Origin of the sequence: Amycolatopsis minnesotensis (assembly GCF_039529815.1) — a bacterium.
Lineage (GTDB): Bacteria > Actinomycetota > Actinomycetes > Mycobacteriales > Pseudonocardiaceae > Amycolatopsis > Amycolatopsis minnesotensis.
This window is the reverse complement of sequence record NZ_BAAANN010000005.1, coordinates 322721-348598: the sequence shown is the minus strand read 5'-3', so window position 1 is coordinate 348598 and position 25878 is coordinate 322721. Positions and strand designations below refer to the sequence as shown.

The 25878-nt window shown below is 69.3% G+C and carries 23 protein-coding genes and 1 pseudogene; 13 read left to right on the top strand and 11 right to left on the bottom strand.

Annotated elements, in window-relative coordinates:
• Positions 1-85 precede the first annotated feature (85 nt).
• The 4 genes and pseudogenes from ABD256_RS08945 to ABD256_RS08930 all read right to left on the bottom strand — a co-directional run bounded on the left by ABD256_RS08945 (position 86) and on the right by ABD256_RS08930 (position 2362).
• Positions 86-343, bottom strand: a complete 258-nt coding sequence (locus tag ABD256_RS08945; RefSeq protein ID WP_344415532.1) for a hypothetical protein — start codon at positions 341-343, stop codon at positions 86-88.
• Between the two features lie 93 nt (positions 344-436).
• Positions 437-691, bottom strand: coding sequence for a hypothetical protein (locus tag ABD256_RS08940; RefSeq protein WP_344415530.1), 255 nt, complete (start codon positions 689-691; stop codon positions 437-439).
• Positions 692-1109: 418 nt separating this feature from the next.
• On the bottom strand, positions 1110-1382 hold the full coding sequence (locus ABD256_RS08935; protein WP_344415528.1) for a hypothetical protein: 273 nt from the start codon (positions 1380-1382) through the stop codon (positions 1110-1112).
• Positions 1383-1569: 187 nt separating this feature from the next.
• Positions 1570-2362: pseudogene (locus ABD256_RS08930) on the bottom strand (helix-turn-helix domain-containing protein).
• A 51-nt stretch (positions 2363-2413) separates the two neighbouring features.
• On the opposite strand from ABD256_RS08930, the gene ABD256_RS08925 reads away from it, so the two are divergent.
• Positions 2414-2803: a cupin domain-containing protein gene (locus ABD256_RS08925; RefSeq protein ID WP_344415526.1), complete on the top strand. Its 390-nt coding sequence runs from the start codon at positions 2414-2416 to the stop codon at positions 2801-2803.
• On the opposite strand, the gene ABD256_RS08920 is transcribed toward ABD256_RS08925, so the two are convergent.
• Positions 2800-3270 carry a hypothetical protein gene (locus ABD256_RS08920; protein ID WP_344415524.1) on the bottom strand — a complete coding sequence of 157 codons (471 nt, stop codon included), beginning with the start codon at positions 3268-3270 and terminating at the stop codon, positions 2800-2802. The two genes, ABD256_RS08925 and ABD256_RS08920, sit on opposite strands and share 4 nt — an antisense overlap.
• A 26-nt stretch (positions 3271-3296) precedes the next feature.
• Positions 3297-5036, bottom strand: a complete 1740-nt coding sequence (locus ABD256_RS08915; RefSeq protein WP_344415522.1) for a PDR/VanB family oxidoreductase — start codon at positions 5034-5036, stop codon at positions 3297-3299.
• Between the two features lie 142 nt (positions 5037-5178).
• Between ABD256_RS08915 and ABD256_RS08910 the strand changes: the two genes are divergently transcribed.
• The 6 genes from ABD256_RS08910 (at position 5179) to ABD256_RS08885 (ending at position 13142) form a co-directional block, all read left to right on the top strand.
• Positions 5179-6312, top strand: coding sequence for a sensor histidine kinase (locus tag ABD256_RS08910; protein WP_344415520.1), 1134 nt, complete (start codon positions 5179-5181; stop codon positions 6310-6312).
• The gene (locus ABD256_RS08905) at positions 6309-6965 is read left to right on the top strand and encodes a response regulator (RefSeq protein ID WP_344415518.1); all 657 of its coding nucleotides are present in this window, start codon (positions 6309-6311) and stop codon (positions 6963-6965) included. Before ABD256_RS08910 ends, ABD256_RS08905 begins: the two co-directional genes overlap by 4 nt.
• A 93-nt stretch (positions 6966-7058) precedes the next feature.
• On the top strand, positions 7059-8225 hold the full coding sequence (locus tag ABD256_RS08900; protein ID WP_344415515.1) for a lactate 2-monooxygenase: 1167 nt from the start codon (positions 7059-7061) through the stop codon (positions 8223-8225).
• A gap of 94 nt (positions 8226-8319) precedes the next feature.
• Positions 8320-8679, top strand: coding sequence for a hypothetical protein (locus tag ABD256_RS08895; RefSeq protein WP_344415513.1), 360 nt, complete (start codon positions 8320-8322; stop codon positions 8677-8679).
• A gap of 117 nt (positions 8680-8796) precedes the next feature.
• Positions 8797-12627 carry an ATP-dependent RNA helicase HrpA gene (gene hrpA / locus ABD256_RS08890; protein ID WP_344415550.1) on the top strand — a complete coding sequence of 1277 codons (3831 nt, stop codon included), beginning with the start codon at positions 8797-8799 and terminating at the stop codon, positions 12625-12627.
• 20 nt (positions 12628-12647) lie between these two features.
• On the top strand, positions 12648-13142 hold the full coding sequence (locus ABD256_RS08885) for a GNAT family N-acetyltransferase (RefSeq protein ID WP_344415511.1): 495 nt from the start codon (positions 12648-12650) through the stop codon (positions 13140-13142).
• A gap of 1 nt (position 13143) precedes the next feature.
• Here the strand turns inward: ABD256_RS08885 and ABD256_RS08880 are convergent, their stop codons facing one another.
• Positions 13144-14838 (bottom strand): bifunctional 3'-5' exonuclease/DNA polymerase, encoded by a 1695-nt coding sequence (locus ABD256_RS08880; RefSeq protein ID WP_425546407.1) that lies wholly within the window; start codon positions 14836-14838, stop codon positions 13144-13146.
• Between the two features lie 132 nt (positions 14839-14970).
• Between ABD256_RS08880 and ABD256_RS08875 the strand changes: the two genes are divergently transcribed.
• Positions 14971-16605 carry an acyl-CoA synthetase gene (locus tag ABD256_RS08875; RefSeq protein ID WP_344415507.1) on the top strand — a complete coding sequence of 545 codons (1635 nt, stop codon included), beginning with the start codon at positions 14971-14973 and terminating at the stop codon, positions 16603-16605.
• On the opposite strand, the gene ABD256_RS08870 is transcribed toward ABD256_RS08875, so the two are convergent.
• The gene (locus tag ABD256_RS08870; protein ID WP_344415505.1) at positions 16602-17054 is read right to left on the bottom strand and encodes a hypothetical protein; all 453 of its coding nucleotides are present in this window, start codon (positions 17052-17054) and stop codon (positions 16602-16604) included. The two genes, ABD256_RS08875 and ABD256_RS08870, sit on opposite strands and share 4 nt — an antisense overlap.
• Positions 17055-17121: 67 nt before the next feature.
• A complete protein-coding gene (locus ABD256_RS08865) occupies positions 17122-18066 on the bottom strand; it encodes a hypothetical protein (protein ID WP_344415503.1) in 945 nt (314 codons plus the stop codon).
• 315 nt (positions 18067-18381) lie between these two features.
• Here ABD256_RS08865 and ABD256_RS08860 point away from each other — a divergent pair, with 315 nt between their 5' ends.
• From ABD256_RS08860 to ABD256_RS08840, 5 genes are all read left to right on the top strand, one after another.
• The gene (locus ABD256_RS08860) at positions 18382-19623 is read left to right on the top strand and encodes a S8 family peptidase (RefSeq protein WP_344415501.1); all 1242 of its coding nucleotides are present in this window, start codon (positions 18382-18384) and stop codon (positions 19621-19623) included.
• A 121-nt stretch (positions 19624-19744) separates the two neighbouring features.
• Positions 19745-20497, top strand: coding sequence for an SDR family oxidoreductase (locus ABD256_RS08855; protein ID WP_344415498.1), 753 nt, complete (start codon positions 19745-19747; stop codon positions 20495-20497).
• A complete protein-coding gene (locus ABD256_RS08850; RefSeq protein ID WP_344415496.1) occupies positions 20494-21558 on the top strand; it encodes a phosphotransferase family protein in 1065 nt (354 codons plus the stop codon). Before ABD256_RS08855 ends, ABD256_RS08850 begins: the two co-directional genes overlap by 4 nt.
• Complete coding sequence (locus ABD256_RS08845; protein WP_344415494.1) at positions 21558-22220, top strand: histidine phosphatase family protein; 663 nt, start codon at positions 21558-21560, stop codon at positions 22218-22220. The genes ABD256_RS08850 and ABD256_RS08845 overlap by 1 nt, the downstream gene beginning before the upstream one ends.
• Positions 22221-22230: 10 nt before the next feature.
• Entirely contained in the window at positions 22231-23145 is a 915-nt protein-coding gene (locus ABD256_RS08840; RefSeq protein ID WP_344415492.1) for an SMP-30/gluconolactonase/LRE family protein, read from the top strand.
• Between the two features lie 490 nt (positions 23146-23635).
• On the opposite strand, the gene ABD256_RS08835 is transcribed toward ABD256_RS08840, so the two are convergent.
• Together ABD256_RS08835 and ABD256_RS08830 are read right to left on the bottom strand one after the other, a co-directional pair.
• Positions 23636-24892 (bottom strand): HNH endonuclease signature motif containing protein, encoded by a 1257-nt coding sequence (locus ABD256_RS08835; protein ID WP_344415489.1) that lies wholly within the window; start codon positions 24890-24892, stop codon positions 23636-23638.
• 525 nt (positions 24893-25417) lie between these two features.
• Positions 25418-25621 carry a hypothetical protein gene (locus ABD256_RS08830; RefSeq protein ID WP_344415487.1) on the bottom strand — a complete coding sequence of 68 codons (204 nt, stop codon included), beginning with the start codon at positions 25619-25621 and terminating at the stop codon, positions 25418-25420.
• Between the last annotated feature and the right edge of the window lie 257 nt (positions 25622-25878).

Sequence of the window (25878 nt, the reverse complement as noted above, 5' to 3'; positions counted from 1 at the left end):
ATCTTTCGACTTTCCCTCGTCGCCGGGTATATGTTTTTTCTGACCAGCTCGCGGCATATCTAACTATAGCATAAAACAGCTTAAGTTATCGGTATTGATCCATGGTGCGCTTGTCACCTTGGCGCTTCTTCTCGTGTGCGTCCTGGTCGCAGGCGGCGTAGAGGGCTTGCGCGCGGCCGGAGGGCAGTTCGGCGAACAAGGTCGACGACCCGTGGTCGCCGTGCCGGATCTCCACCGTCGTCGTCGACCAGTGGACGGTGAGGACCAGTCGGCCAACTGGGACACCGAGCTGCTGGCCCGCAGGCTGGTGCGCGCGGCGTCCGGGAGGGTCCGGACACCGCATCCTGGAACGATTCTTCCCCCGGGCGCGTCGCGCCCGGGGGAAGAACGTTGTCGGACTCGCCGGAGGATTCACTTTCCACCGGCGCGGAATCGGTCAGCGGAAGTAAACCGTCATGACGTACGTGCTGTCGTCGCACCACACCTCGTGGTAACCATCTTCCCGAGCAGTGTCGATCTCCGCCGCTTCGCACTCCGCCTTCGAATTGTAGTGGTCGCCGCCGGCCACTACCCAGCCGTCGCCGGGCGGCGGGGCGGCGGAGGCGGTGGCTGTGGTCGCGACCAAGGGAACGGCGATCACCGCCGCGCCCATGGCGAGACCGACACTGATCCGGGAACGCCAGGACTTCATCGAACCTCCAAGTCAAAACGGTTTACGACTTCGCCAGTACCTGTACTCGGCACACGGGCGCACGCACGCGTGGATGGGCGTGGTCATCCTGCCCGCCAGTACAGCTCATGCCCACTGGAAAGGTCGCACGCTTCATGAAGATCCCGATCCTCATGAAGATCACTTACTTGCCGAACAGCACCGGTCAGAAGACCGAACTCTTCGGCGAGGTCATCCTCGGACCACGAGAAGCTCAGACCACGTTCCTTGATCTACTTCTGCCCGATTGCACACGAAGTCTGGGCCTTTCGTCCTTGGCGCGGCATGGCCGGGTTTCGCTCCGCGCAATGGACGAACCCGGCCCTCGGCAATACCGTGATCCTCGACGACGTTGAACGTCTTCGATGTGCCGTTCACGACTCCTGACCCGCTCAGGAGATCAAATCCGCGGCACCATGGCCCAGTGATCCCCCGTGTCGCTGCCCTGGGTGATGACCGCGCCGCCCAAGCTCGGGCGAACCTGGGCGGGGAGCTTGTTGACATTGAAGGACTCGGACAACCCGTTGTGGATACCGCGAACCTCGATGGACTCGACGGAAGTGCTGTTCCCCAGTACGTCGAACGTCCGGCATTCCTCGCTGTTGACGACGGACGTGCTGAACCCGTGCCGCTCGGGAAAACGACGTACGACGCGTAGTTCTCTTCCGGGCACACTTCGAGCTTGCCGCCGTTCGTGTCGGCCACGCGCTTGATGGAATTCACAGTGAGCTTCATGCGAGAATCCAAAGTCGAATTACGTATATCAGATGTTCTGCCTATCATTGAGGTTATCTTGATGAGATCACATCAATGCGTCGGGAACGGCACTCGACGGCGCGCCGCAGGCGCGTTTGAAACCCTCACCGTGCCCCCGAAAAACGAAACCGGTACCCCCGAGGGGCAACCCCAACCCGCCGCCGCAACTGACATCGAACCGAACCTCCCCACGCTCAATCAACCGGCAAGCCAACAAAACTCGCTCGGAAGTAAGCCACTTCAACGGCGTAATCCCCAGCTCAGCACGAAACCGCCGATGCAAGGTGGCGACACTCACGGCGGCACGGTCAGCGAGATCGGGCACCCCCAACGGCTGATCCAGCCGCTCAAGGGCCCACGCCAGCAAAGGCGCGAGCGAAGTGTCCGGCACCGACGGAATCGGCCGTTCCACGAACTGCCGCTGCCCGCCATCCCGGTGCACCGCGAACACCAGTCGTCGGCTCACCGCCGCCGCGCTACCAGCCGACGTGAACACGGGACCGTCCTCCACGAACAGGACATCGGTTTCGAGCCGGACTTCGGGAAAACGAACAGCGAACAGGTCCGCCCACCGCCAATGCGTGGTGGCCCGCCGCCCGTCGAGCACCCCCGTCGCGGCGAGGCTGAACGCGCCGGTGCAAAAGCTCATCAACCGCGCCCCGCGCCGACCGGCATCCCGGATGGCCGAGAGAACCGCGGCTGACGGCGGCACCCCCGGATCCGGCCGGTTGGGCGCGATCACGGTGTCCGCGGTGCGGAGCAGAGCGCGAAGCCGTACCACGGCCGGTCGAGTTCGGGCCTGCGCAACCCGAACAGCTCGGTCGCCACGCCGAGTTCGAACGGGTTCGACCCGTCGTCGACGATCATGACGACCCGGTGCGAGAATCCAGGCGACATGTGCGATTTCCAGCACTCCCGCGCGGTCGCCGCCGGGAGCAGCATGGACGCATGACCGAACCGATCGACCTCGCCGAAGCACTGTCCACATTCGACGAACTGTGGAGCCCTCGTATCGCGGCACGGGTCAACGACTACGACGTGCGCATCGCCAAGGTCAAGGGTGTGCACGTGTGGCACGCCCACGACGACACCGACGAGTTCTTCCTCGTCCTCGACGGCGTACTGGACATCGCGTTGCGAGAACAAGGAACCGAACGCGTGGTCACCCTGAACCGGGGCGAAGTGTTCGTGGCCCCGCACGGAACCGGGCACCGGCCGTCCTCCGTGGACGGTGCATCGCTCCTGCTGTTCGAGCCGACTGGCACGGTGACGGTCGGGGACCGGCACGAGCAGGTCCCCGACCACGTGGACGTCACCGTGGGACATCGGCTTGGCTAGAACGGGTCCAGGCCGAACCGCGTGGCGTGGACGCGAACCCAGCCCCGGCCGATCTCCTCGCCGTCGGCGTCGATCCGCCTGCCGACGCCTTCGGTGGTCAGGGTGTCGCCGTCGATGCGGCCGTGGTGGATGGCCTGGACCTCGCCGTGGTAGCGGTGCGGCAGGCCTTCGAGGTCGTCGGGCAGCACCTGCCACAGGGAAAACCGGAACGCGCGGTGCCCCGTCATCGCCCAGCGCCCAGCCGAGATGTGGATACCCTCGGCGAACGAGGTGAAGATCCCGCCGGGGAAGAAGGTGAACACGGCGACTTCGATCTCGTCCACGCGCGTGGCGGTGCCCCGCCAGGTGCCGATCAGCGAGCCGGGATGCGCGGCAGCGGCCGGGACGGCCCCGGCGAGCACGGCGCCGGTGCCGAGCGCGGTCGCGCCCGCGGTGCGGAGCAGGTTCCGGCGGCGGATGTCGTTCATGGTGTTCCTCGATTCGTTCGGGTAGGTCAGGCGTCGAGCACGAGGCGATCCCCGCGGGCGCGGGAGACGCACGGGTAGATGAGATCGGTGCGGTCCCGTTCGTGCGGTTGCAGCACGTCGTCGCGGTGGTCGGGGATGCCGTCGAGCACCGGGACGACGCAACTGCCGCAGAGCCCGTCGGTGCAGGAGGCGGGCAACGCCGGGTCGACTTCGTGGATGGCGGCAAGCAGGGTGCCGTCCGCGGGTACCCGCACGGTTCGCCCGCTGCGCCGCAGTTCCGCCTCGAACGGGCGGCGCGGCCCGGCGTCGGGGCTGGCGGCGAACCGTTCGACGTGCAGTGTCCCTTGTGGACAGACGGCAGTCACCGCCTCGACCAGTTCCGAGGGCCCGCAGCAGTAGACGGCGACCCCGTCGGGTGCCTGGCGCAGCAACTCGGCGAAGTCCGGCCGGGCGTGCGTGTCGGCGGGGAACAGCGACACCTGGCCGGGGTAGGCGGCGGCGAGTGAACCGGCGTACGCCATCCGGTCGCGCGACCGGCCCCGGTAGACCAACCGCCACGGGACACCGGCCGCGGCGAGGCGGCGCACCATCGGCAGGAACGGGGTGATCCCGATACCGCCCGCGATGAACAGGTGTGCCGGTGCCTCGGCGATCGGAAAGTTGTTGCGCGGCCCGCGAATCGCCACGCGGGTGCCGGGCAGCAGCGCGTGCGCCTCGACGGAACCACCGCGGCCCGCGGGCTCGCGCAGCACAGCGAGCCGATAGCTGCGCCGTTCGGCCGGGTCACCGCACAGCGAGTACTGGCGCGCCAGCCCCGACGGCAGGACCAGGTCGACGTGCGCGCCGGGTTCCCAGCCGGGCAAGCGGCGCCCGCCCGCTCGTTCCAGGGTCAGTGCGACGGTGTCCTCGGCGACGACCTCCCGGCCTGCGACGGTCACCGCGATGGTGCGCACGGATCCCCACCTCGTCCGGCCCCACGGCTTGACGACGGACAAGGTCGTAGCGGTCCACAGCAGTACCGCGAAACAGCCGACGGTGGCTACGAGCGCCCCGCCGAGAGCACCCGGCTCGGCGGCCGGGTCTTCGGTACGGGCGACCAGTTCGATGACCCACCGGCTCTCGATCGCCGCCGCGGCCGGGATGCTCAGCGAGATCACGAACTTCGCCAGCACCCAGCGGTGCTTGACCAGTCCCCACGGCGTGCCGAGCGAGACGACGAGACCGGTGGTGATCGTCAGCACCACGCTGGGGATCACGATCACGAGGTCGAAGACGTGGAAGATCTCGTACGCGCCATGCCGCACCGCGTGGGTCTCGGCGACCAGTCCGGTGACCGCGAGCGTGACCATGCCCAGCGACAGGCCCAGCCAGCCGACGCTGACGCCGATGTGCAGGACGAGCCAGACCTTCCTCGCGCGCGGCGACAGCCGTGGGAACCGCGGCCGCAACCCGGCCAGTACCACCACCGACAGCAGCATGCCCAGGTTCGGCACCGGATTCGGGAAGGCGAACAGGAACTGCAGCGGGACGAACGCGAGGTGGAACCCGATGAGCAGTTTTCTGGCGCCCGGCTTCGGCAGTGCCGCGGCGCAGCCGAGCGAGACCACGACCGCCACCGCGTACCCGGCCATTCCCAGCATGCGGATCGTCGGCAGGGTGGCGTTTTCCCCGGGAGCCAGCAGCACGGCCGCGACGGCGGCGAACGCCGCGAACCCGATCTGCCACGACCGCCGAGTCATCGTGCGCCAGGTGTTCGATGTCTTCATGCACTGAAGCCTCGCGGCGGAGACCGATCGGCAACGTCCGCACAAGGGCCAGACCCGCGCGCCGATGGAGGTATACCGGTGGCGGTCGCATACACCTTTCCACTGATGCGCGGGCGCGGACGGCCGGGCTAGGTTGATCGACATGCGCCTCGTCGACTCGTACCTGAGGCGGGCGGCCGACGGTGTGCTGGCGGTCGGCTGCGCGGTGGCCACGACCCCGTTCGCCGCGGCCGGTCTCATCTACGGCTACTTCCGGTGGGCGCCCCCGCCGTGGTTCTGGATCCCGGCCGCGGTGCTCGTCGGCGTCGCGGCGTGGTTCCGGCGGGACCGTCCACTGTGGTTCGCGGTGGTGGCACTCGCGGACTGGGTGGCGCTGTCCGGTATCGGCGCGGTCGTGCTCGCCCAGTACACCTTGGCCGAACGCACCCGTTCCTGGCGGCTTACCGCCGTCGGCACAGTCGGCACCTTGGTGGTGGTCGGCCTCCCGATCTGGTGGCTGGGCGGCTTCGACGCCAGCCTGCCGATAAGCGTGGCCGTGTGCGTCGCCCCGGCACTGCTCGGCCTGTACGCCGGCACCCGCCGTGAGCTGATCACCGAGATGCGCGAGCGGGCCGAACGGGCCGAACAGGAACGAGATCTCCGCGTCCGGCAGGCGCGCAGCGAGGAGCGCGCGGGGATCGCCCGTGACATGCACGACGTCGTCACCCACCGGGTGTCGCTCATGGTGCTGCACGCCACCGCGCTCGAAGCCGCCCGCGGCCGCGACACCACGACGATCGCCAGGCAGATCGGGACGATCGGGCGCGCGGCGCTCGACGAACTGCGTTCGGTGGTGGCGGTGCTGCGAGCCGACGACGCCGTTCCGCTGGCACCGCAGCCGGGCCTCGCCGAACTGGCCGATCTCGTGGACCAGTCCCGCGCGCTCGGCCAGCCGGTCGCACTGGACGTGGAGCCGGGCCCGGCCCCGCCCGCGCTGGTCGAGCACGCGGTCTACCGGGTCGTGCAGGAAGCGCTCACCAACGTCCGCAAGCACGCGCGCGACGCCGCGACCCACGTCCGGCTGCGCCGCGAGCCGGATCGCCTGCTGCTCACCGTCGCCAACAAGGCCGGTGCCGAAGAGAATCCGTTGCCCGGTGGCGGGCACGGCCTGCTCGGCATCGCCGAGCGGATCCGCCTCGTCGGCGGCGAACTGGTCACGAAGTCCACTTCGGACGGTGGGTTCCTGGTCGAGGCCGTGATCCCGCTCGCCCCCTTCGACGCGGAGCGCGACCGGTGATCCGCGTACTCATCGCCGACGACGAGTGGATGGTCCGCGCCATGCTGCGCACCATCATGGAGTCCGCCGAGGACATCACCGTCGCGGGTGAGGCCGCGGACGGAGCCGAAGCGGTGAGCACGGCCCGATCCGCCCGGCCCGACGTGGTCCTCATGGACATCCGGATGCCTCGTGCCGACGGCCTCGACGCCACCCGCCAGCTCCGGCGGCTCGCCGATCCGCCCGAGGTTGTCGTGCTGACCACCTTCGACCTCGACGAGTACGTGCACACGGCGTTGCGCGCCGGAGCCGCCGGCTTCCTCCTCAAGGACGCCACCGCGTCCGACATGCTCACCGCGGTCCGCAGCGCCGCACGGGGCGACGCCATGCTCTCCCCGAAGATCACCCGCCGCCTGCTGACCCGGTTCGCCGATCCCGATCCCGGCACCGGCCGCGGGGCCGACGCCCGGCGACGGCTCGAAGTGCTGACCCGCAAGGAAGGCGAGGTGCTCGTCGCGGTCGCCCGCGGTCTGTCCAACACCGACATCGCCGCCGAGCTCTACCTCAGCGAAGCCACCGTGAAAACCCATGTCAGCCGCATCCTCGGCAAACTCGCCTGCGCCAACCGCGTCCAGGCCGCCATCCTCGCCCACCGCGCCGGGCTGCTCGACTAGAGCCGGATATTCCTTGCCCGTCCTTGACGCCGTTCAGAGGCGGGAGCCCGTACGCTACCGCCGGGTATCGAGGGGCGACGACGAGGAGGTCAGGTGACCGGAGCAGCATTCGGTGGCTACCAGAACGAGATCTACCTGCAGGGCCTCGCCGGTACGACGCCGGCGTTCACCACGGACGCCACCGGGCTCGAAGCGGCGGCGGAGAAGGTGCTCGAACCGGGCCCGTTCTCCTACGTCGCCGGTGCCGCCGGCTCCGGGGCCACCGCGCGCGCCAACCGCGCGGCGTTCGACCGCTGGAAGATCGTGCCCCGCATGCTCACCGACGCCACACACCGCGACCTCGCCACCACCGTGCTCGGTACGCCGATGCCCGCGCCGCTCGCGCTCGCCCCGGTCGGCGTCCAGACGATCGTGCACCCCGACGGCGAGCTCGCGACCGCCCGCGCCGCGGCCGCGCTCGGCGTGCCGATGATCCTGTCCACCGCCGCGTCCAGCACGATCGAGGACGTCGCGGCGGCGAACGGCGACGGCCCGCGCTGGTTCCAGCTGTACTGGCCAGGCGACAACGACGTGTGCGCCAGCATCCTCGCCAGGGCCAAGAAAGAGGGCTACACAGCACTCGTCGTCACGCTCGACACGTGGACGCTCGCGTGGCGGCCGGGTGATCTGGACCAGGCCTACCTGCCGTTCCTGCACGGCGACGGCGTCGCGGTCCCGTTCTCCGACCCGGTGTTCCGCGCGCGGCTGGAGAAGCCGCCGGAGGACGACCCCGCGTCGGCGATCCTGCGCTGGATCTCCATGGTGACCGGCACCGACAAGGCGTGGGCCCAGCTCCCGTTCCTGCGCGAGCACTGGGACGGGCCGATCGTGCTCAAGGGCATCCAGCACCCCGACGACGCCCGCCGCGCGGTGGACGCCGGGATGGACGGGATCGTGGTGTCCAACCACGGCGGCCGCCAGGTCGACGGCGCGCTCGGCTCGCTCGACGCGCTGCCCGGCGTCGTCGCCGCGGTCGGCGGCCGTACCGAGGTCCTGTTCGACTCCGGCGTCCGCACCGGCGCGGACATGATCAAGGCGCTCGCGCTGGGCGCCGACGCGGTCCTGCTCGGCAGGCCGTACCTGTACGGGCTCGCGCACGGCGGCGAGGACGGCGTGCGGCACGTGCTGCGGAGCCTGCTCGCCGACTTCGACCTCACGCTCGGGCTTTCGGGGCACCGCACGGTCGCCGAACTCGGCGCCGCCGATCTCGTGCGCACCTGATCGGCTCGGCGGGGAACCGAATCGCGCGCTCCACCGTCGAAGCGCCGCCGCGGCCGGGCCCGGCCGCGGCGGACGAGTCTTCGAGGTGAAATCAATGCTCAGAGCCGGTGTTCTTCTCACGATTCTCGGGTTCGGTTCGGTGGCTTTCCACTACTGGAGCGATCGGCAGCTGACGATCCTGATCTGGGCGGAGGACTACCAGCCCGCGCTCGGCTCGGTGATCGGTGTCCTCGGGCTCGCGCTGGTGATCGCGCATGTGGTGGTGCGCAAGCGCAAGCAGCAGCCGTCCGCGCCCCAGCAGGCGTCGCCCGCTTTCCCGCAGCAGGGGCAGCCGTTCCAGGCCGGTCAGCCGCCGCAGCAGCCGTTCCCGCAGCCGGCTCAGGCACCCCAGCAGTTCCCGCACCAGCAGTTCCCGCCGAACCAGCAGGGCCAGCCGGGCCAGCACGGCCGCTGAGCCGGAGTCGCGTGGCGCATATTCGGAGGCGTCCGGCGGTCACGCACCGCTATCCTGGGCCGAAGTATGTCCACGCGATCCCCCCTCGACGGGCTGCGGGCCCGTCTTCCCGAGCTGATGCCGCGCGACCGGAACCGGTTGCGCCGCCGCATCGACGGCGCACGCAAGGCACGTGACGCCGAGTCCGTGATCACGCAGATCACCCGCGACGTCGAAGCGGCCGAGCTGCGGGTCAGCACGCGGCGCGCGAGCGTGCCGCAGCTCAAGTACCCGGAAGAACTGCCGGTCAGCAAGCGCAAGGACGACATCGCGGCGGCGATCCGCGACCACCAGGTGGTGATCGTCGCGGGGGAGACCGGCTCGGGGAAGACCACGCAGCTGCCGAAGATCTGCCTTGAACTGGGGCGGGGTGTGCTCGGCCAGATCGGGCACACCCAGCCGCGGCGGCTCGCGGCGCGCACGGTCGCGGACCGGATCGCGGGCGAGCTGGACACCGAGCCCGGCACCACGGTGGGCTACAAGGTGCGGTTCACCGACCACTCCGGCGACGACACGCTCGTCAAGCTGATGACCGACGGCATCCTGCTCGCCGAGATCCAGACCGACCGGATGCTGCGCCGCTACGACACCCTGATCATCGACGAGGCGCACGAGCGCAGCCTCAACATCGACTTCATCCTCGGCTACCTCAAGCAGCTCCTGCCGCGCCGCCCCGACCTGAAGGTGATCATCACCTCGGCGACGATCGACCCCGAGCGGTTCTCGCGGCACTTCGACGACGCGCCGATCGTCGAGGTGTCGGGGCGGACCTACCCGGTCGAGGTGCGGTACCGGCCGGTGGTGGACCCGGACGACCCCGACCCGGACACCGAGCGCGACCAGACGCAGGCGATCCTCGACGCCGTCGACGAGCTCGCCGCCGAAGGGCCCGGCGACGTGCTGGTGTTCCTCTCCGGCGAGCGCGAGATCCGCGACACCGCGGACGCGCTGTCCAAACGGGACCTCCGCGGCACCGAGATCCTCCCGCTGTACGCGCGGCTTTCGGCGGCCGACCAGCACCGGGTGTTCCAGCGGCACACCGGGCGCCGCGTCGTGCTCGCCACGAACGTCGCGGAGACCTCGCTCACGGTGCCGGGGATCAAGTACGTGATCGACCCCGGCACGGCCAGGATCTCCCGCTACAGCCACCGGACGAAGGTCCAGCGGCTGCCGATCGAGCCGGTCTCGCAGGCTTCGGCCAACCAGCGGAAGGGCCGCTGCGGCCGCACCTCGGACGGGGTCTGCATCCGGCTGTACACAGAGGACGACTTCGACGCCCGCCCCGAGTTCACCGATCCCGAGATCCTGCGCACCAACCTCGCGTCGGTGATCCTGCAGATGACCTCGCTCGGGCTCGGGGACATCGCGGCGTTCCCGTTCGTCGAGCCGCCGGATCGCCGCCAGGTCACCGACGGCGTGCACCTGCTGACCGAACTGGGCGCGCTGGACCCCGAGGAGACCGATGTCCACAAGCGACTGACCCCGGTCGGCCGCAAGCTCGCGCAGCTCCCGGTCGACCCTCGGATGGGCCGCATGGTGCTGGAGGCGGCGGCGAACGGGTGCGTGCGCGAGGTGATGATCATCGCCGCCGGGCTGTCCATCCAGGACCCGCGCGAACGCCCTGCCGAGCACCAGCAGGCCGCGGGGGAGAAGCACGCGCGCTTCGCGGACAAGACCTCGGACTTCCTCGCCTACCTCAACCTGTGGGAGTACCTGCGCGAGCAGCAGAAGGCGTTGTCCGCCAACCAGTTCCGCAAGCTGTGCCGCGCGGAGTTCCTGAACTACCTGCGGGTGCGCGAATGGCAGGACATCTTCAGCCAGCTCCGCCAGCTCGCGAAGCAGCTCGACATCACGCTCAACACCGAACCGGCCGACCCGCAGCACGTCCACACGGCACTCATCGCGGGCCTGCTCTCGCACATCGGCCTCAAGGATCCCGCCAGCGGCGAGTACCTCGGTGCCCGCGGCGCGAAGTTCTCGGTGTTCCCCGGCTCGGCGCTGTTCAAGAAGCAGCCGCGCTGGGTGATGTCCGCCGAGCTGGTCGAAACCTCGCGGCTGTGGGGGCGTGTCAACGCGCGCATCGAGCCGGAATGGGTCGAGCCGCTCGCGCAGCACGTCGTCAAGCGCAGCTACTCCGAGCCGCACTGGGAACGCCGCCAGGGCGCGGTGATGGCGATGGAGAAGGTGACCCTCTACGGCGTGCCGCTCGTCGCGGGCCGCCGTGTCAACTACGGCCGCATCGACCCCGAACTGTCGCGTGAGCTGTTCATCCGGCACGCGCTCGTCGAGGGTGATTGGCAGACGAACCACCGGTTCTTCAAGGAAAACCGCGCACTGCTCGACGAGGTCGAGGACCTCGAGAACCGCGCGCGCCGCCGCGACATCCTGGTCGACGACGAGACGCTGTTCGAGTTCTACGACCAGCGCGTCGGCGGGGAAGTGGTGTCGGCGCGGCATTTCGACAGCTGGTGGAAGAAGACCCGGCACACCCAGCCGGACCTGCTGAGCTTCGAGAAGGCGATGCTCATCAACGCCACCGCCGGGGACGTCAGCGAGCAGGACTACCCCGACACCTGGACGCAGGGCTCGCTGCGGTTCCCGCTGACCTACCAGTTCGAGCCCGGCGCCGACGCGGACGGCGTCACCGTGCACATCCCGTTGCCGGTGCTCAACCAGGTACGCCCCGACGGGTTCGACTGGCAGGTGCCCGGGCTGCGCGAAGAGCTGGTCACCGCGTTGATCAAGTCGCTGCCGAAGCAGCTTCGGCGCAACTTCGTCCCGGCCCCCGACCACGCGAAACTGGTGCTGGCGCGGGCGAATCCCGGCGACGGCGCGGTGACCGACGTCGTGGCACGCGAGCTGGAGGACTTCCGCGGGGTGCCGATCCCGCCCGAGGCGTGGCAGCCGGAGCTGGTGCCCGATCACCTCCGGGTGACGTTCCGGGTCACCGGGGACAAGGGCCGCAAGCTCGCCGAGGGCAAGGATCTCGAGGCGCTCAAGCGGAAGCTGAGCGGTGAGGTCCGCGCGACCATCTCGACCGCGGCGAACAGCATCGAACGCTCCGGGCTGACCTCAGGCGCGTTCGGCGAACTGCCGAAGGTGTTCGAAAGCACCCAGCGCGGGCACGCGGTGAAGGCGTACCCGGCGCTGGTCGACGAGGGCGAGTCGGTCGCCGTCCGGATGCTCGACACCCCGGCGCAGCAGGACCACGCGATGTGGCTCGGCACGCGCAGGCTGCTGCGCCTCGCGGTGCCGTCGCCGATGAAGTTCATCACGCGCAGCCTCGGCAACCAGGCCAAGCTGGTGCTCAACCGCAACCCGCACGGCAGCGTGCCCGCGCTGCTCGAAGACTGCATCTCGTGCGCGATCGACAAGCTCGTCGCCGACAACGGCGGCCCGGCGTGGGACGAGGCGGGATTCGGCGCGCTGACCGAGAAGGTCCGCGCCGGGCTGAACTCCACCGTCCTCACCGTACTGTCCGATGTGGAGCGGATCCTGCGCGCCGCGAACGACGCCGAGACCGCGCTCGCGGACGCGCACGGGGCCAAGGAGTCCTTACAGGACATTCGAGGGCAGATCGACGGCTTGGTGTACAAGGGTTTCGTCACGCGGACAGGGTTCGATCGGCTGTCCAACGTGGTCAGGTACCTGCGCGGCGTGGAACGGCGGCTGGACAAGCTGCGCACCGATCCCGCCAGGGACATCGAGCGGCTGCGCGAGGTCGCCTGGGTCACCGAGGAGTACCAGCGCCTGCTGGACGCGGTACCGGCCGGGACCTCGCCGTCGCCGGCGCTGCGCGACGTGCGGTGGATGATCGAAGAGCTGCGGGTGAGCTTCTTCGCGCAGACGCTCGGCACGGCGCACCCGGTGTCGGTCAAGCGCGTGCTGCGCGCGATGGACGCCGCCTGACCACGGGCTAGGATCTTCGGGTGGCCACCGACGTGAGGTTTCGCCCGGCGCACCCCGACGACGCGGAGCGGGTCGCCGGGATCTGGCGGGTCGGCTGGGCCGACGGCCATCTCGGCCACGTGCCCGAGGCGCTGGTGGCCGTCCGTACCGGCGACTCCTTCGCCGCGCGCGCCGGGCAGCGGATCGAGGACACCACGGTGCTGACCGTGGGCGGCGCGGTCGCCGGGTTCGTGATGGTGGTCGACGACGAGGTCGAGCAGGTCTACGTGGCACGGGAGCACCGGGGCGCCGGCGTGGCGGCGGCACTGCTCGCCGAGGCCGAGCGGCTCGTCTTCGACGACGGGTACGACCGGGCGTGGCTCGCGGTGGTCGCGGGGAACGCCAGGGCCCGCCGGTTCTACGAGCGCAACGGGTGGCAGGACGAGGGCACGTTCGACTACGCCGCCGCCGACGAGAACGGGCCGATTCCCCTGACCTGCCACCGCTACGGCAAAGACGTCAAGTCGACAAGGTGATTCACTTCGCGTCGGCGTAGCAGTCCACGACCGCCGGGTGCATCGGGAACCGGACCGGGCACGATGCGCCGAACAGCAGCCGCGCCGCTTCCTGCACCGAGCCGTGCAGCGCCGCCGTGACCTCATCGGCCAGCGGTTCCGGCGCGTGGACCACGACCTCGTCGTGCTGGAAGAACACCAGGTGCGCGGGTGCGGGCAAGCGCTGGCGCAGCGTCGCCAGCAGGACCGCGGTCCAGTCCGCGGCCGAGGCCTGCACCACGAAGTTCCGGGTGAACCGGCCCCATTCCCGTGACGCACGGCGGGCCTTCCCCTCGGCGGCCTCACCGTCGGCGAGCGCCCCGGTGAGCGCGCGCCACGCGTCGGACGGCGCGGGGGAGGTGCGCCCGAGCCGCGACCGCACCCGCTCGCCCCGCTCACCGGCCTGCGCCGCACGCTCCACATAGGACACCGCGGCCGGGAAGCGCTGGCGCAGCAGGGCGAGCAGCGACGCCGCTTCGCCCGCGGTGCCGCCGTACATCGCCGAGAGCATCGCGATCTTCGCGCGCGCCCTGTCATCGCGGTCGTCCCACGCGGGCACGGGCACGCGGCGCACCCCGGAGAACATCGCCTCGGCCAAGCTGTCGTAGAGATCGGCCGCGGCGGACACCTCGGCGAGCCCGCGATCGCCGGAGAGCGCGGCGAGCACGCGCGGTTCGAGCTGGGACGCGTCCGCGACCACGAGCTTCCACCCCGGATCGGCCTGTGCGCAGCGGCGCAGCGTGCGCGGGATCTGCAACGCGCCGCCGCCACGGCTCGCCCAGCGGCCCGACACCACGCCGCCGACGACGTACACCGGCCGGAACCGCCCGTCGCGCACCCATTCGTCGAGCCACACCCAGCCGTGCGCGGAGTGCAGCCGCGCGAGTTCCTTGTACTCCAGCAGCGGCGCCACCGCCGGATGGTCCACCTCGCGCAGCACGTGCGCCCGCGCCGACGGGACGTCGATTCCCGCCCGCCCGAACGCCCGAACCACGCTCGGCGGGTGATCGGGGTTGACCGCGCGGCCGAAGGCGTCGCTGATCCCGTTCGCCAGCTCGGCGAGCTTGCGCGGCCGCTGACCGGCCGGGACGCGCGGCCCGAGCAGTTCGGTGAGCAGTGCGTCGTGCACGTCCGCGCGCCAGGGCAGCCCGTCCTCGGACATTTCGGCCGCGGCCAGCGCGCTCGCCGACTCCGCCGCCAGCAGCAGCCGCATCCGGCCGGGGTGCTCGACCGCCCGCACCCGCCGTTCCTGTTCGGCGAGCACTGTCGCCGCCGCGTCGACCGCGGCCACTTCCGGTGGCAGGCCCGAGCCGCGGGTCTCGAACAGGGACGGCTGGTCGTCCAGCCCGGCCGGGGCCGAATCCGGCGGCGCGTCCATGCCGTTCGCCCTGGCCAGCGCCGCGGCCAGCCCGCGAGGCTCGCCCTCCCGGCCTTCGTGGGCGAGCAACAGCCCTTCGGCGAGCGCGAGATCGTGACATCGGCGCACCCGGACACCGGCGCGCAGCAGGACCGGGTACACCTGCTCGACCGAGGAGAACACCCATCGCGGCGCCTCGGTGCTCGCCCGCTCGCGCTCGGCCGCGTACGCGACGAACTCGGTTTCGGTCAGTTCGAGGCGCTCTTCGTCACCGTGCACACGGTAGGACCCGCTCGCTTCGTGACCGACCACAATGTGCACGCCTCGATTGTGTGTCATGCCCCCGACAGTTTCGCCCACCTCTCGACCAGCCGCCATACCGTCGGTACGGTGATCCCGCGAGGACGTGATCTCACGAGGACCTGATCTGGCCGCAGCGACGGAGGTGCGCAGATGAGATACCCGCCCGTGGTCGGGGAGCTGGCCACCAAGGTGACCGAGACGGTGCGCAGCATCGAGGTCATGTGGCAGGCCGGGCTGGTGCCGTTCCCCCGGCTCGACGAAGGGGTGCGCTCGCTCAGCGCCATCCGCCGGTTCGGGCCGTTCGCGGGCACCGTGCACGTCGCGGCCAGGCGGGACCCGTCCGCCGTCGCGATCGTCGACGATCTCGGCCCGCTCACCTTCCGCCAGCTCGATGCCCAGTCCAACGCGCTGGCCAGGGCTCTTTCGGCGCGCGGCATCACGCCGGGCACCGTGGTCGCCGCGTTGTGCCGCGACCACCGGGGGCTCGTGCTGTCGATGCTCGCGACGGGCAAGCTGGGCGCCAGGCTGCTGCTGATGAACACCGGGTTCGCGAAGCCCCAGCTCGCCGACGTCGCCGCCCGCGAGGAGGTGCGGGCGCTGATCTACGACGAGGAGTTCACGGGCCTCCTCGACGCCGTCGCCGGTGACGTCGATCACTACCTCGCCTGGGTCGACAGCGATGCCGCGCACCGGGACGAGTCGATTCCCGTGCTCGACGAACTGATCGCCAGCAGCGACGACCGCCCGGTGCCGGCCCCGGCGAAGCCCGGTGGTTTCGTCCTGCTCACCAGCGGCACCACGGGCACGCCGAAGGGCGCGCCGCGGCCGCAGGTCAGCCCGCTCGACTCGGCGCAGTTCCTCGACCGGATCCCGTTGCGCGCGGGCGAAAGCACGTACATGGGCGCGCCGCTGTTCCACGGCACCGGGCTCTCGCAGTTCATTCTTTCCTTCGCGCTCGGCTCGAAGGTCGTGATGCGGCGGAAGTTCAAGCCGGAGGAAGCGCTCAAGGGCATCGCGGACCACAAGTGCACCGCGCTCGTGCTGGTGCCGACGATGCTGCAGCGGATCGTCGACCTCGGCCAGGACACGCTCGCGAAGTACGACACCTCGTCGCTGCGGATCGTGTTCGTCGCGGGCTCGGCCCTTTCACCCGATCTCGGCAACCGGGCGACCGAGGCGTTCGGCGATGTCGTGCACAACCTGTACGGCTCGACCGAGGTCGCGGTGGCCACCGTCGCGACGCCGGAGGACTGGCGCAAGGCACCCGGCACGGTCGGCAGGCCACCGGTCGGCTGCCGCGTCGCGATCTACGACGACCAAGGGCAGCGGATCACCGAGCGCGGCGTGACGGGCCGGGTGTTCGTCGGCAGCGGACTGAGCTTCGGCGGCTACACCGACGGCAGGAACAAGGAGATCATCGACGGCCTGCTCTCCAGCGGCGACGTCGGCCACTTCGACGAGAACGGGCTCCTGTTCATCGACGGCCGCGACGACGAGATGATCGTCTCCGGCGGTGAGAACGTGTTCCCGATCGAGGTGGAAAACCTCCTCGTCGAACGCCCCGATGTGCTCGAAGCGGCCGTGGTCGGCGTCCAGGACGACGAATTCGGGCAACGCCTGAAGGCCTACGTCGTACTCGCCGACGGCGTGGAACTCGACGCCGACGAAGTGCGGCAGTACGTCAAGGCGAACCTCGCGCGCTACAAGGTCCCGCGCGACGTCGAATTCCTCGACGAACTGCCCCGCAACGCCACCGGAAAGGTCCTGCGCACCAAGCTCGGCTAACCCTTCCCGACGAGCTTGGCCAGCACCCGCTCGGTGAAAGCCTTGTAATCGAGCCCGGGTGGTGGATATCCCACCGAAACGGTGATGCCCTGGTATGGCTTGCTCTCCAGCCTGACGACCATCTTCTGCGGCGTGAGGCTGACCGGAGTGCCGTTGATCGTTTCGTCGAAGAGCGTTGAACCGTTAAAAAACTCCGAAAACTCGAAGAACTCCGGGAACTCCGCGCTCAGTTTCGGCTGGCCGTTCCGGATCGAACAGCTGCCGTTCATCCTCGCCTCCGCGGTGGCGAGGTCGAGATGTGCTTCATCGGCGAGAATGGTGCACAGCTTCGCCTGGATCAGGCTGTTTTTCGCGGTTGCCAGCTCCCTGGCGCGCCAACGCAAGCAATGGCAGGAAGCAATTGCCCGTTCGGACTTGGCTTCGCTGAGCCGATTCGACAGTTCTTGCACGTCGTTCTGTGCCTGGTGCAGGCGCGTGCTGACGTCGCTTTCACTGGGTCGGCGAGTGGCGGGGGAGTCAGCTCCAGGCGATGCCGAAGACGCCGGGGCCGAAGTCGAGTGCGACGGCGTGCACGCTGCCGCCGGTGTCCATCTTCAGGTCCTTGCGCTCCTCCGGGCGGTTCGCGGCCGTGCGCGAGTACTGCCAGCAGCGCTCGGGAACGGTGTCCGTGTCGAAGCAGACTTCCAGCAGGTACTCGCGGACCTGGCGGCGGAATTCGCGGTAGTAGGTGTGGCGGCCGTCCGGGTACGGCGGGCCGGGGTTGAGCAGCGCGTATTCGATCAGCTGGGTTTCGCCGCGGTCGATGGGCCGGTCGAAGACGAGTTCGGCGACGGTGAGGCCGTGCCGGAGGTCGACAGCGACGCGGCCGGTGCGGCAGTTTCGCAGCGGGGAGAGCTTCGGCGGATCGGCGTGGGCGCCGCCGTGGTCGTAGACCAGCAGCCACCGGTTCTGGCCGTCGGCCTCGGCCTGCAGCACGGCGCGCGCGGTGGTCGCGCGCTGCCCGCCGTCGGCGGCGATCTCGCACCGGTCGTGCAGGCCGACCAGCCGGAGCTGGTGGTGCTGGTCGAGTGCGTTCGGCGCGCCGACGTGGTCGAGCAGCGGCCGCAGCACGCCCGCCGGGAAGTTCATGGTGTCCGCGGCGTCCTGGCGCTGCCGCCGCGAGGACGCGCCCCGCGGCCGTGGCGGGGGCAGCAGGCCGAGCAGCGCGCCGGCGGGGAGGTCCAAGATCTCCTCCAGCACGCGTACCGCGGAGATCGAGCTCGCCCGTTCGGGCTGCCGCTTTCCTGACTGCCAGTAACTGAGGGCGGTGACACTGACCGAGACGCCCCGGGTCTGAAGCCGTGCCTGTATTCGGTCGAGACTGAGCCCACTGAGTGAGATCGCGGCTCTGAGCGCGGTCGAGAAGGCGTTGTCGGACGTTTCGCCGGTGCTTTCCCCGGTTGCGCCTGTCCCCGACCGCATGTGCTGTGTGACCGCCCGGCTCGTCGACCTAACTGCTGGTGAGAGCAACGCTATCAGGAGTAGCCGGACGACAAGGGCAAATCTCACTAGACCTCGGCTCGGCCATTCGGTAGCTCACTGTTACTCCGAACGGCCCAGTACTGGTAACTGTTAATTATTGCCCAACCGAGTTCATCACGTTTGCATGAATTGCACACAGCGAGGGCAGGACGGACTGGGGAACTCGGGGCAGCACCCTTCGAAAACCGGTGCGAGTTCTCCAGTGAACCGCGACCACTCTCGCCGTGCCAACTGTCGGGACGAGGAAGGTAGCTCATGGGCAACTCTCGGAAACTTCGGCGCGGACTCGCGGCGGGCCTCAAAACGGGCACCGTCGCGGCCGGCGTCACGGCGGTCGTGGCGGCGCTCGCCGCCACTCCGGTGCAGGCGGCGCAAGAGGGGCAGATTCTCGGCGCCAACACCGCGAACGCCGTTGCGGACAGCTACATCGTGGTCCTCAAGGACACCGCGGTGAGCCAGTCGAAGGGCGAGGTCAAGGCCAGCGTCGCGGCGAAGGCGCAGAGCCTTGCCGCGCAGTACGGCGCCCAGGTCAGCCAAACCTACGGTGCGGCGCTGAACGGTTTCTCGGTCAAGGTCGGCGAAGCGCAGGCCAAGCGGCTCGCCGCCGACCCCACCGTCGCGTTCGTGACGCAGAACCACGTGCTGCACGCGTACGACGTGCAGAAGGACCCGCCGTCGTGGGGTGAGGACCGCGTCGACCAGAAGGACCTCCCGCTGGACAAGTCGTACACCTACTCGACGAAGGCCGACAACGTCACCGCCTACGTCATCGACACCGGTGTGCGGGCGACCCACAAGACCTTCGGCGGCCGGGTTTCCGGTGGCAAGGACTTCATCGACAACGACACCGACCCGAGCGACGAGAACGGCCACGGCACGCACGTCGCGGGCACCATCGGCGGCGAGGAGTACGGCCTCGCCAAGGGCGTCAAGATCGTGCCGGTCCGCGTGCTCGACGCGCAGGGCAGCGGCTCCACGGAGCAGGTCGTGGCCGGGATCAACTGGGTCGCCGAGAACGCCAAGGGCCCGTCGGTCGCGAACATGAGCCTCGGCGGCGGCGCGGACGACGCACTGGACAAGGCCGTCCAGGGCGCGATCTCGAAGGGCGTCACCTTCGGTGTCGCGGCCGGTAACGAGGGCACCGACGCGGGTTCCAGCTCGCCGGCGCGTGTCCCGGAGGCCATCACGGTCGCGGCCAGCGACAAGACCGACAAGCAGGCCGACTTCTCCAACTACGGCAAGATCGTGGACCTGTACGCACCGGGTGTCGACATCACGTCCTCGTGGGGCACCGGTGACGACAAGACCAACACGATCAGCGGCACGTCGATGGCGACTCCGCACGTGGTCGGCGCGGCGGCGCTGTACCTCGCGGGGAACCCGGACGCCAAGCCGGACGCCGTGGCGAAGGCGCTGACCGACGCGGCGACCGCGGACAAGATCACCAACCCGAGCGAAGGCACCCCGAACAAGCTGCTGAACACCGGCGGCAAGTAGGGCAAGAGCCACTTTTCGCACCCCTGGAACCGATGGCCCGGCGTTCGCGCCGGGCCATCGGTTTTTCCGCTCACGAAAGGAGGCCTCCCGCGCCTTGTTACTGGCGGGTAAGGTGCGCGGTATGACGTTGCGGAAGAACATCGTGATCACCGGCGCGAGCTCCGGCCTCGGCGAGGGAATGGCGAGAGGATTCGCCGCGAAGGGCCGCAACCTCGGCCTGTGCGCCCGGCGCACCGACCGGCTGGAGAAGCTCGCCGCCGAGCTCAAGGCCGAGTACCCCGGGATCGAGGTCGTGGTGCACCCGCTCGACGTCAACGACCACGACGAGGTGTTCAAGGTGTTCGGCGAGTTCCGCGCCGACCTCGGCACCGTGGACAGGGTCGTGGTGAACGCGGGGCTCGGCAAGGGCCAGCCGGTCGGCAAGGGCCGCTTCGACGCGAACAAGCAGACGCTGGAGACCAACCTCGTGGCTGGCCTCGCCCAGTGCGAGGCCGCGATGCAGATCTTCCGCGACGAGCGCGCGGGCCACCTCGTCGTGGTGTCGTCGTTCAGCGCGCTGCGCGGGTTGCCCCGCAACGTCACCGCATACGCCGCGTCGAAAGCGGGCCTGTCCGCGCTCGCGGACGGGATCAGGACCGACGTGCACGGCACGCCGATCAAGGTGACCACGTTGCTGCCCGGCTACATCGAGTCGGAGATGAACGCGCGCGCCGGTGGCAACCTGCTCGTCACCAAGGCCGATGCCGGGGCACGCGCACTCGTGAAGGCGATCGAGTCGGAGCCCGCGAAGGCGTACGTGCCGACGCTGCCGTGGGCACTGCTCAGCCCGGTGATGCGGTTCGCACCGCCGTGGCTGCTGAGGAAGTTCGTGTGACCGGCGCGGAGGACGACCCGACGGTCGAGGTCCGCGCCGAGGACCGGTTCGACGCCGGTGCCGTGCACGACTGGCTTTCGTCCGAAGTGGACGGACTCGACGGGCCGCCGGAGGTCCGCCAGTTCCCGCGCGGCGCGTCGAACCTCACCTATCTCCTGCGGTACCCGGACCGCGACCTCATCCTGCGGCGGCCACCCGCGGGGCACAAGGCCGCGTCGGCGCACGACATGCGGCGCGAGTACCGGGTGCAGGCCGCGCTGAAGCCCGCCTTCGGCTACGTGCCGACCGTGCTGGCGTTCAACGACGATCCGGCGCTGCTCGGCGGCGACTTCTACGTGATGGAACGGCTCGACGGCCTGATCCTCCGCGGTGACCTGCCGCCGGGGCTGACACTGGACGAGCCCGCGGCGCGCGAGCTTTCGCAGGGCCTCGTCGACCGGCTCGCCGAGTTGCACGAGGTGGATGTCGACGCGGTGGGCCTGCGCGATCTCGGCAAGGGCGCCGGTTACGTCGAGCGCCAGATCCGCGGCTGGACGTCGCGGTTCGCGAAGGCCAAGACGCCGAACGCGCCCGAGTTCACCGAGGTGATCGGCTGGCTGGAAGCGAACCTCCGCGACGAGGTGCGGATCTGCTTGATCCACAACGACTTCCGGTTCGACAACGTGCTGCTCGGTGCCGGTCTCTCGATCACCGGCATCCTCGACTGGGAGATGGCCACGCTCGGCGACCCGCTGATGGAACTGGGCAGCACACTGGCGTACTGGGTGCAGGCCGATGACGACGACGTGATGAAGGCTTCGCGGCGGCAGCCGACGCACCTGCCCGGCATGCTGACCAGGGCCGAGGTCGTCGAACGGTACACGAACCGCAGCGGCATCGAGATCGGCGACTTCACCTTCTACGAGGTTTACGGGCTCTTCCGCCTCGCGGTGGTGCTGCAGCAGATCTACTATCGCTTCCACTCCGGCGACACGCACAACCCCGCGTTCGCCGACTTCTGGCAGTTCGTCGCCTACCTGGAGTGGCGCTGCCTCGAGATAATCCACAAAGGACGGTCCTGATGGGTGCGGTCTACCTGGTCCGCCACGGCCAGGCTTCGTTCGGCGCCGAGGACTACGACCGGCTCTCCGAGCGCGGCGCGGAACAGGCCGCGCTCGCGGGTGCGGAGCTGCGCCGCCGCGAAGTCACCTTCAGCCAGGCCAGGACGGGGTCGCTGTCCCGGCAGGTGAAGACGGCCGAGATCGCGCTCGCCGGGCTCGATTCCGCGCCCGCGGTCAAGGAGGACCCGCGCTGGAACGAGTACGACCACGTCGCGATCGCCGAGCACCACGCGGGTGGCGCCGACCAGGTCGGCGCCGATCCCCGCGCGTACCAGGCGGTGCTGGACGCGGCGCTCACCAGCTGGGTCGAAGCGGGTGACGGCAGTCCCTGCGCGGAGACCTGGCCCGCCTTCCTCGCGAGGGTGCGCGGCGCGCTCGAAGATGTCGTGGCCACACTGGGAAAGGGCGAGCACGCGGTGGTGTTCACCTCCGGTGGCGTGATCGCGGCGGCGTGCGGCGCGCTGATGGGCACCCCGGAAGCCGGTTTGCTCAAGCTGAACAGGGTGACCGTGAACGCGGGCATCACGAAGCTCGTGTCCGGCCGCGGCGGGCTCACCCTGCTGTCGTTCAACGAACACCCGCATTTCGAAGCGGACGCGGCGAAACTGCTCACCTACCGGTAAGGAGCGGCTGATGCGGTTCGGCCAGGTCACGGTCGTCCAGGTCAACGGCGACGGTCCCGAGGACGTACTCGTGGACGGTGAAGGCCGCGTGTACACCGGTGTCGCCGACGGCCGGATCATCAGGACCAGCGACGACGGCCGCCGGATCGAGGTCGTCGCCGACACCGGCGGCAGGCCGCTCGGCATCGAGTTCTACGGCGACGACCTGCTCGTGTGCGACGCGCGCGCCGGGCTGCTGCTGGTGAACCCCGCCGACGGCGCGGTGCGCGTACTGGCGACCGAAGCGCTCGGCAAGCCGTTCGTGTTCTGCAACAACGCCGCGGTCGCCGCCGACGGCACCATCTTCTTCACCGACTCGACCGAACGGTTCGGCATCGACAAGTGGCGCGACGACCTGATCGAGAGCGAAACGGGCGGCAGGCTGATCCGGCGCACCCCGGACGGCGAGATGACCCTCGTCACCGACGGCCTGCAGTTCGCCAACGGCGTCGCGCTCCCACCCGACGAGTCGTTCGTCGCCGTGGCCGAAACCGGCGCGTGCCGCGTCCGCAAGGTTTCACTCCCGGACGGCGCGGTCACCGATCTCGTCCCCGACCTGCCAGCATTCCCGGACAACATCTCCACCGGCAGCGACGGCCTGATCTGGATCACCCAGACGAGCCCGAAGGTGCCCGCGCTCGACCTCGTGCGCAAGCTCCCCGCCCCACTCCGGCTCGCCGTGCGCAGGCTGCCCCTGTGGCTCCAACCCGCACCCGGCCGCGAGGTCGGCGTGCTCGCCGTGGACGCCGACGGCACGGTCGTGCACGAACTGCGCGGTGAGATCGACGGGTTCCACATGCTCACCGGCGTCCGCGAGCGCGACGGGAAGCTCTACTGCGGGAGTCTGGAGGACAGGACGATCGCTATCACCACGGTGCCCTCCTGAGCTGTGCAAGGCTGGACGGTTGATTCCGTGAAGATTGGGGGCAGGGTGGCTCGTGTATGCCGGGCCGGTGGTCCAGCCGGTCGCGGCATGCGGCTGGCCCTCTGACCGCGTTCGGTGGATTCCGGCGCATCGCGGGCCACCCATCCAGACGAAGTCCAGCAGGACAACGCATCCCGCCGAACTCACCGCGACCAGCAGGCCGACGCCCCGGCCCCGGTTCGACCGGCCAACGACCCACGGCAGCGATCGCGGACAGCCCATGCCATCCTCCGGCGAGGTGGGCAGAATTGCTCCATTGTGGACACAGCGGATCGGGCCACACGACTGCGGCCAGGCCGGTTATGCTGTGGACGGTGCAGGTTCCCGGGTGCCGTGGTGCGGTCGGTGCGGTAGGGGTGATGCGCAGGCAGCAGGTGCACCCCGGCCCCGGCACCCTGCCCGCAACGACACGACTTTGCCGGAATCCCAGCCGGTATGGCGGGACTCCCGGTCAGGCGGCGCGGGGTTGGGCGGTGTGGATGGTGTTGGTTCTGGGTTTTCGCCAGGGATCGAGGAATGCCGGTGGGGTGAACTCTGGCATGCCGTTGACCATGCGGAGTGTCCAGTCGCTGTTGTGCAGCAGGCGGTGGTGGTAACCACACAACAGCACGAGATTACCCAGGTCGGTCTTGCCGCCCGCGTGCCACGGCAGCACGTGGTGCGCTTCGCAATGTCTCGGCTTGCGGGAACACCCCGGGAAGGCGCATCCGCAGTCGCGGATGGCGAGCATGTATCGGATCGCTTCGGTGACCAGGCGTTTGGCTCGTCCCATTTCCAGGGGTTGGCCTTGGCCGTCGAGGATGGCGGGGATGATTTTGCAGTCGCAGGCGAGGATGCGGGCTTCGCTGGCGGTGATGTCGGTGACCATGTCCAGGCACGCCTTGCCCAGTTCCTTCTTCAGGTCGTCGAGGGTGATGGTGACGATGAGGTCCGCGCGGGTGCCGCTGCGGTTGGGGGAGTCGGGGTGGCTGGCGGCGAGGGTGACCATTTCCAGGAACGCGTCCCCGTTGCGCTCAGCCTGCCCGCGCACCAGCGGATTGTCACTCGGATCATCCTTACGAGCCGCAGCGAGCGGTTCCAGCAGTGCCAGGGTCTTCGCCCCGGAGATCGGGTCGAGGTAGCCATCGAACTTGACGGAGCCGTCTTTGCGGGTGTGCCACCGCATCGACCGTGCCGGTTCAGGAGTGTCACGGGGTTCGGCGCCGTCGGGATCAAGCGTGTCCCGGAGTCGCTGGCATCCTTGGGCAAGCTCGGACATACCGGCGTTGCGGGCGAGGTCGACCAGAGTCTTCTCGGTCCTCTCCCGCTCTTCCACCGACACCGTCGCCGGGATGGACCGCAGCGCCGCCACGATCGCGTCCGCGTGCTGCGCCGAGATCGCACCCTCCGCCGCCGCCTGCCCGGTCAACGGTGCGGCTGCCGGAATCTCCACGCCACCGACACCGTGGCTGGGGTTGAGCGCGATCGCCCGCGCGACCATCTTCCGCACCGCCGCCGACGAGGTCCGCGCGATCTCCGCCACCAACGCTGTCGTGGACGGATACCCCAGTTCGCGGGAGCCGCCGTTGTCGAGGTCGGCGATGATCTGGTAGACCCGGGATTCCTGTTGCCACAAGGACATCAACTCTTCCCGCAGCGCGGCGGCTTTCTCACGCGAGGTGAGTTGCCACAGCTCCCGCTGCGGTACAAGGGAAGAAGTCTCGGACACCCCACCATTCTACCGTGCCCGCACACGTAATCGAACGCACGATCGAGTGAAACGGCCGGGTAGTTTTTCGGGCTGTTGTGAGTTTTGTTGGCAGTTAAGGGTTCCCGGTGATGGCGTTGCGGGGTTCGGTGAGGATGTGGATGTCGTTCTTGGGCGAGGGTTGAGCTGTGGGCGCGAACGCGGAGCCGCGTCGGATGCGCCAACTGCCGGAGATTTCGAGCTGGACTTCGATCATGCGCAGGTCGCGTTCGGTTTGGTTGCCGGTGAACGGGCCCGTGAGGTCATGGGCGAACCGCAGGCGGCGACCAGTTCACGCACGTGGTGGGCGTTGCGGCGGGCGTGTGTGAGGCCGTAGTAGTCGTAAGGGTGTCAGCCGTCGTGGACCGCGACACCGCGAAAGGTCGGCAGGATCCCGGACTCGACCATCGCTTCGCTGCCGCGCAGCGAGTGGGCGAAGTACGCCGTCAGCGTAGATGTGCAGGCGGTGCGCAGCCACCAGGTTTGCCTTCGATCCGGATCCCGGTCTCACCGAATTGCGTCACCGGCGCCGTCCGTACCGCCTTGGTTGACCAGGATCCCGAACTCGTCCAGTTCGGCCGCGATCGACGACAGGACCCCGGCGACCCGGCCGGTCGAGACCGGCGGGCCCAGCAGGTCCGCCGGCAACCGCGTGGCCCGGGTGACCGGAATGTGTTGATAGCTCGCCGCATACGCCGTCAGCGCGGTCACCGGCGGGCGCACCTCGGGCAGATCCACCACCTGTCGACGCGTCACACCGACCCCGCGCAACGACTTCGACTTCGGTTTGCTGAACCGGCCCGATGCCGCAACCGGATGATCTCCCGACCCGCGCGACCAAGCTCCACGGCCTGTGCGGCAACCAACGCGGCCAGCTCATTGTACGACGGACGAACACCCTTCCCTGCAAAAAGGATCATCCCACGCAGCCATCCACAACCCTCATTCTACCTGAATAGTTATCATTC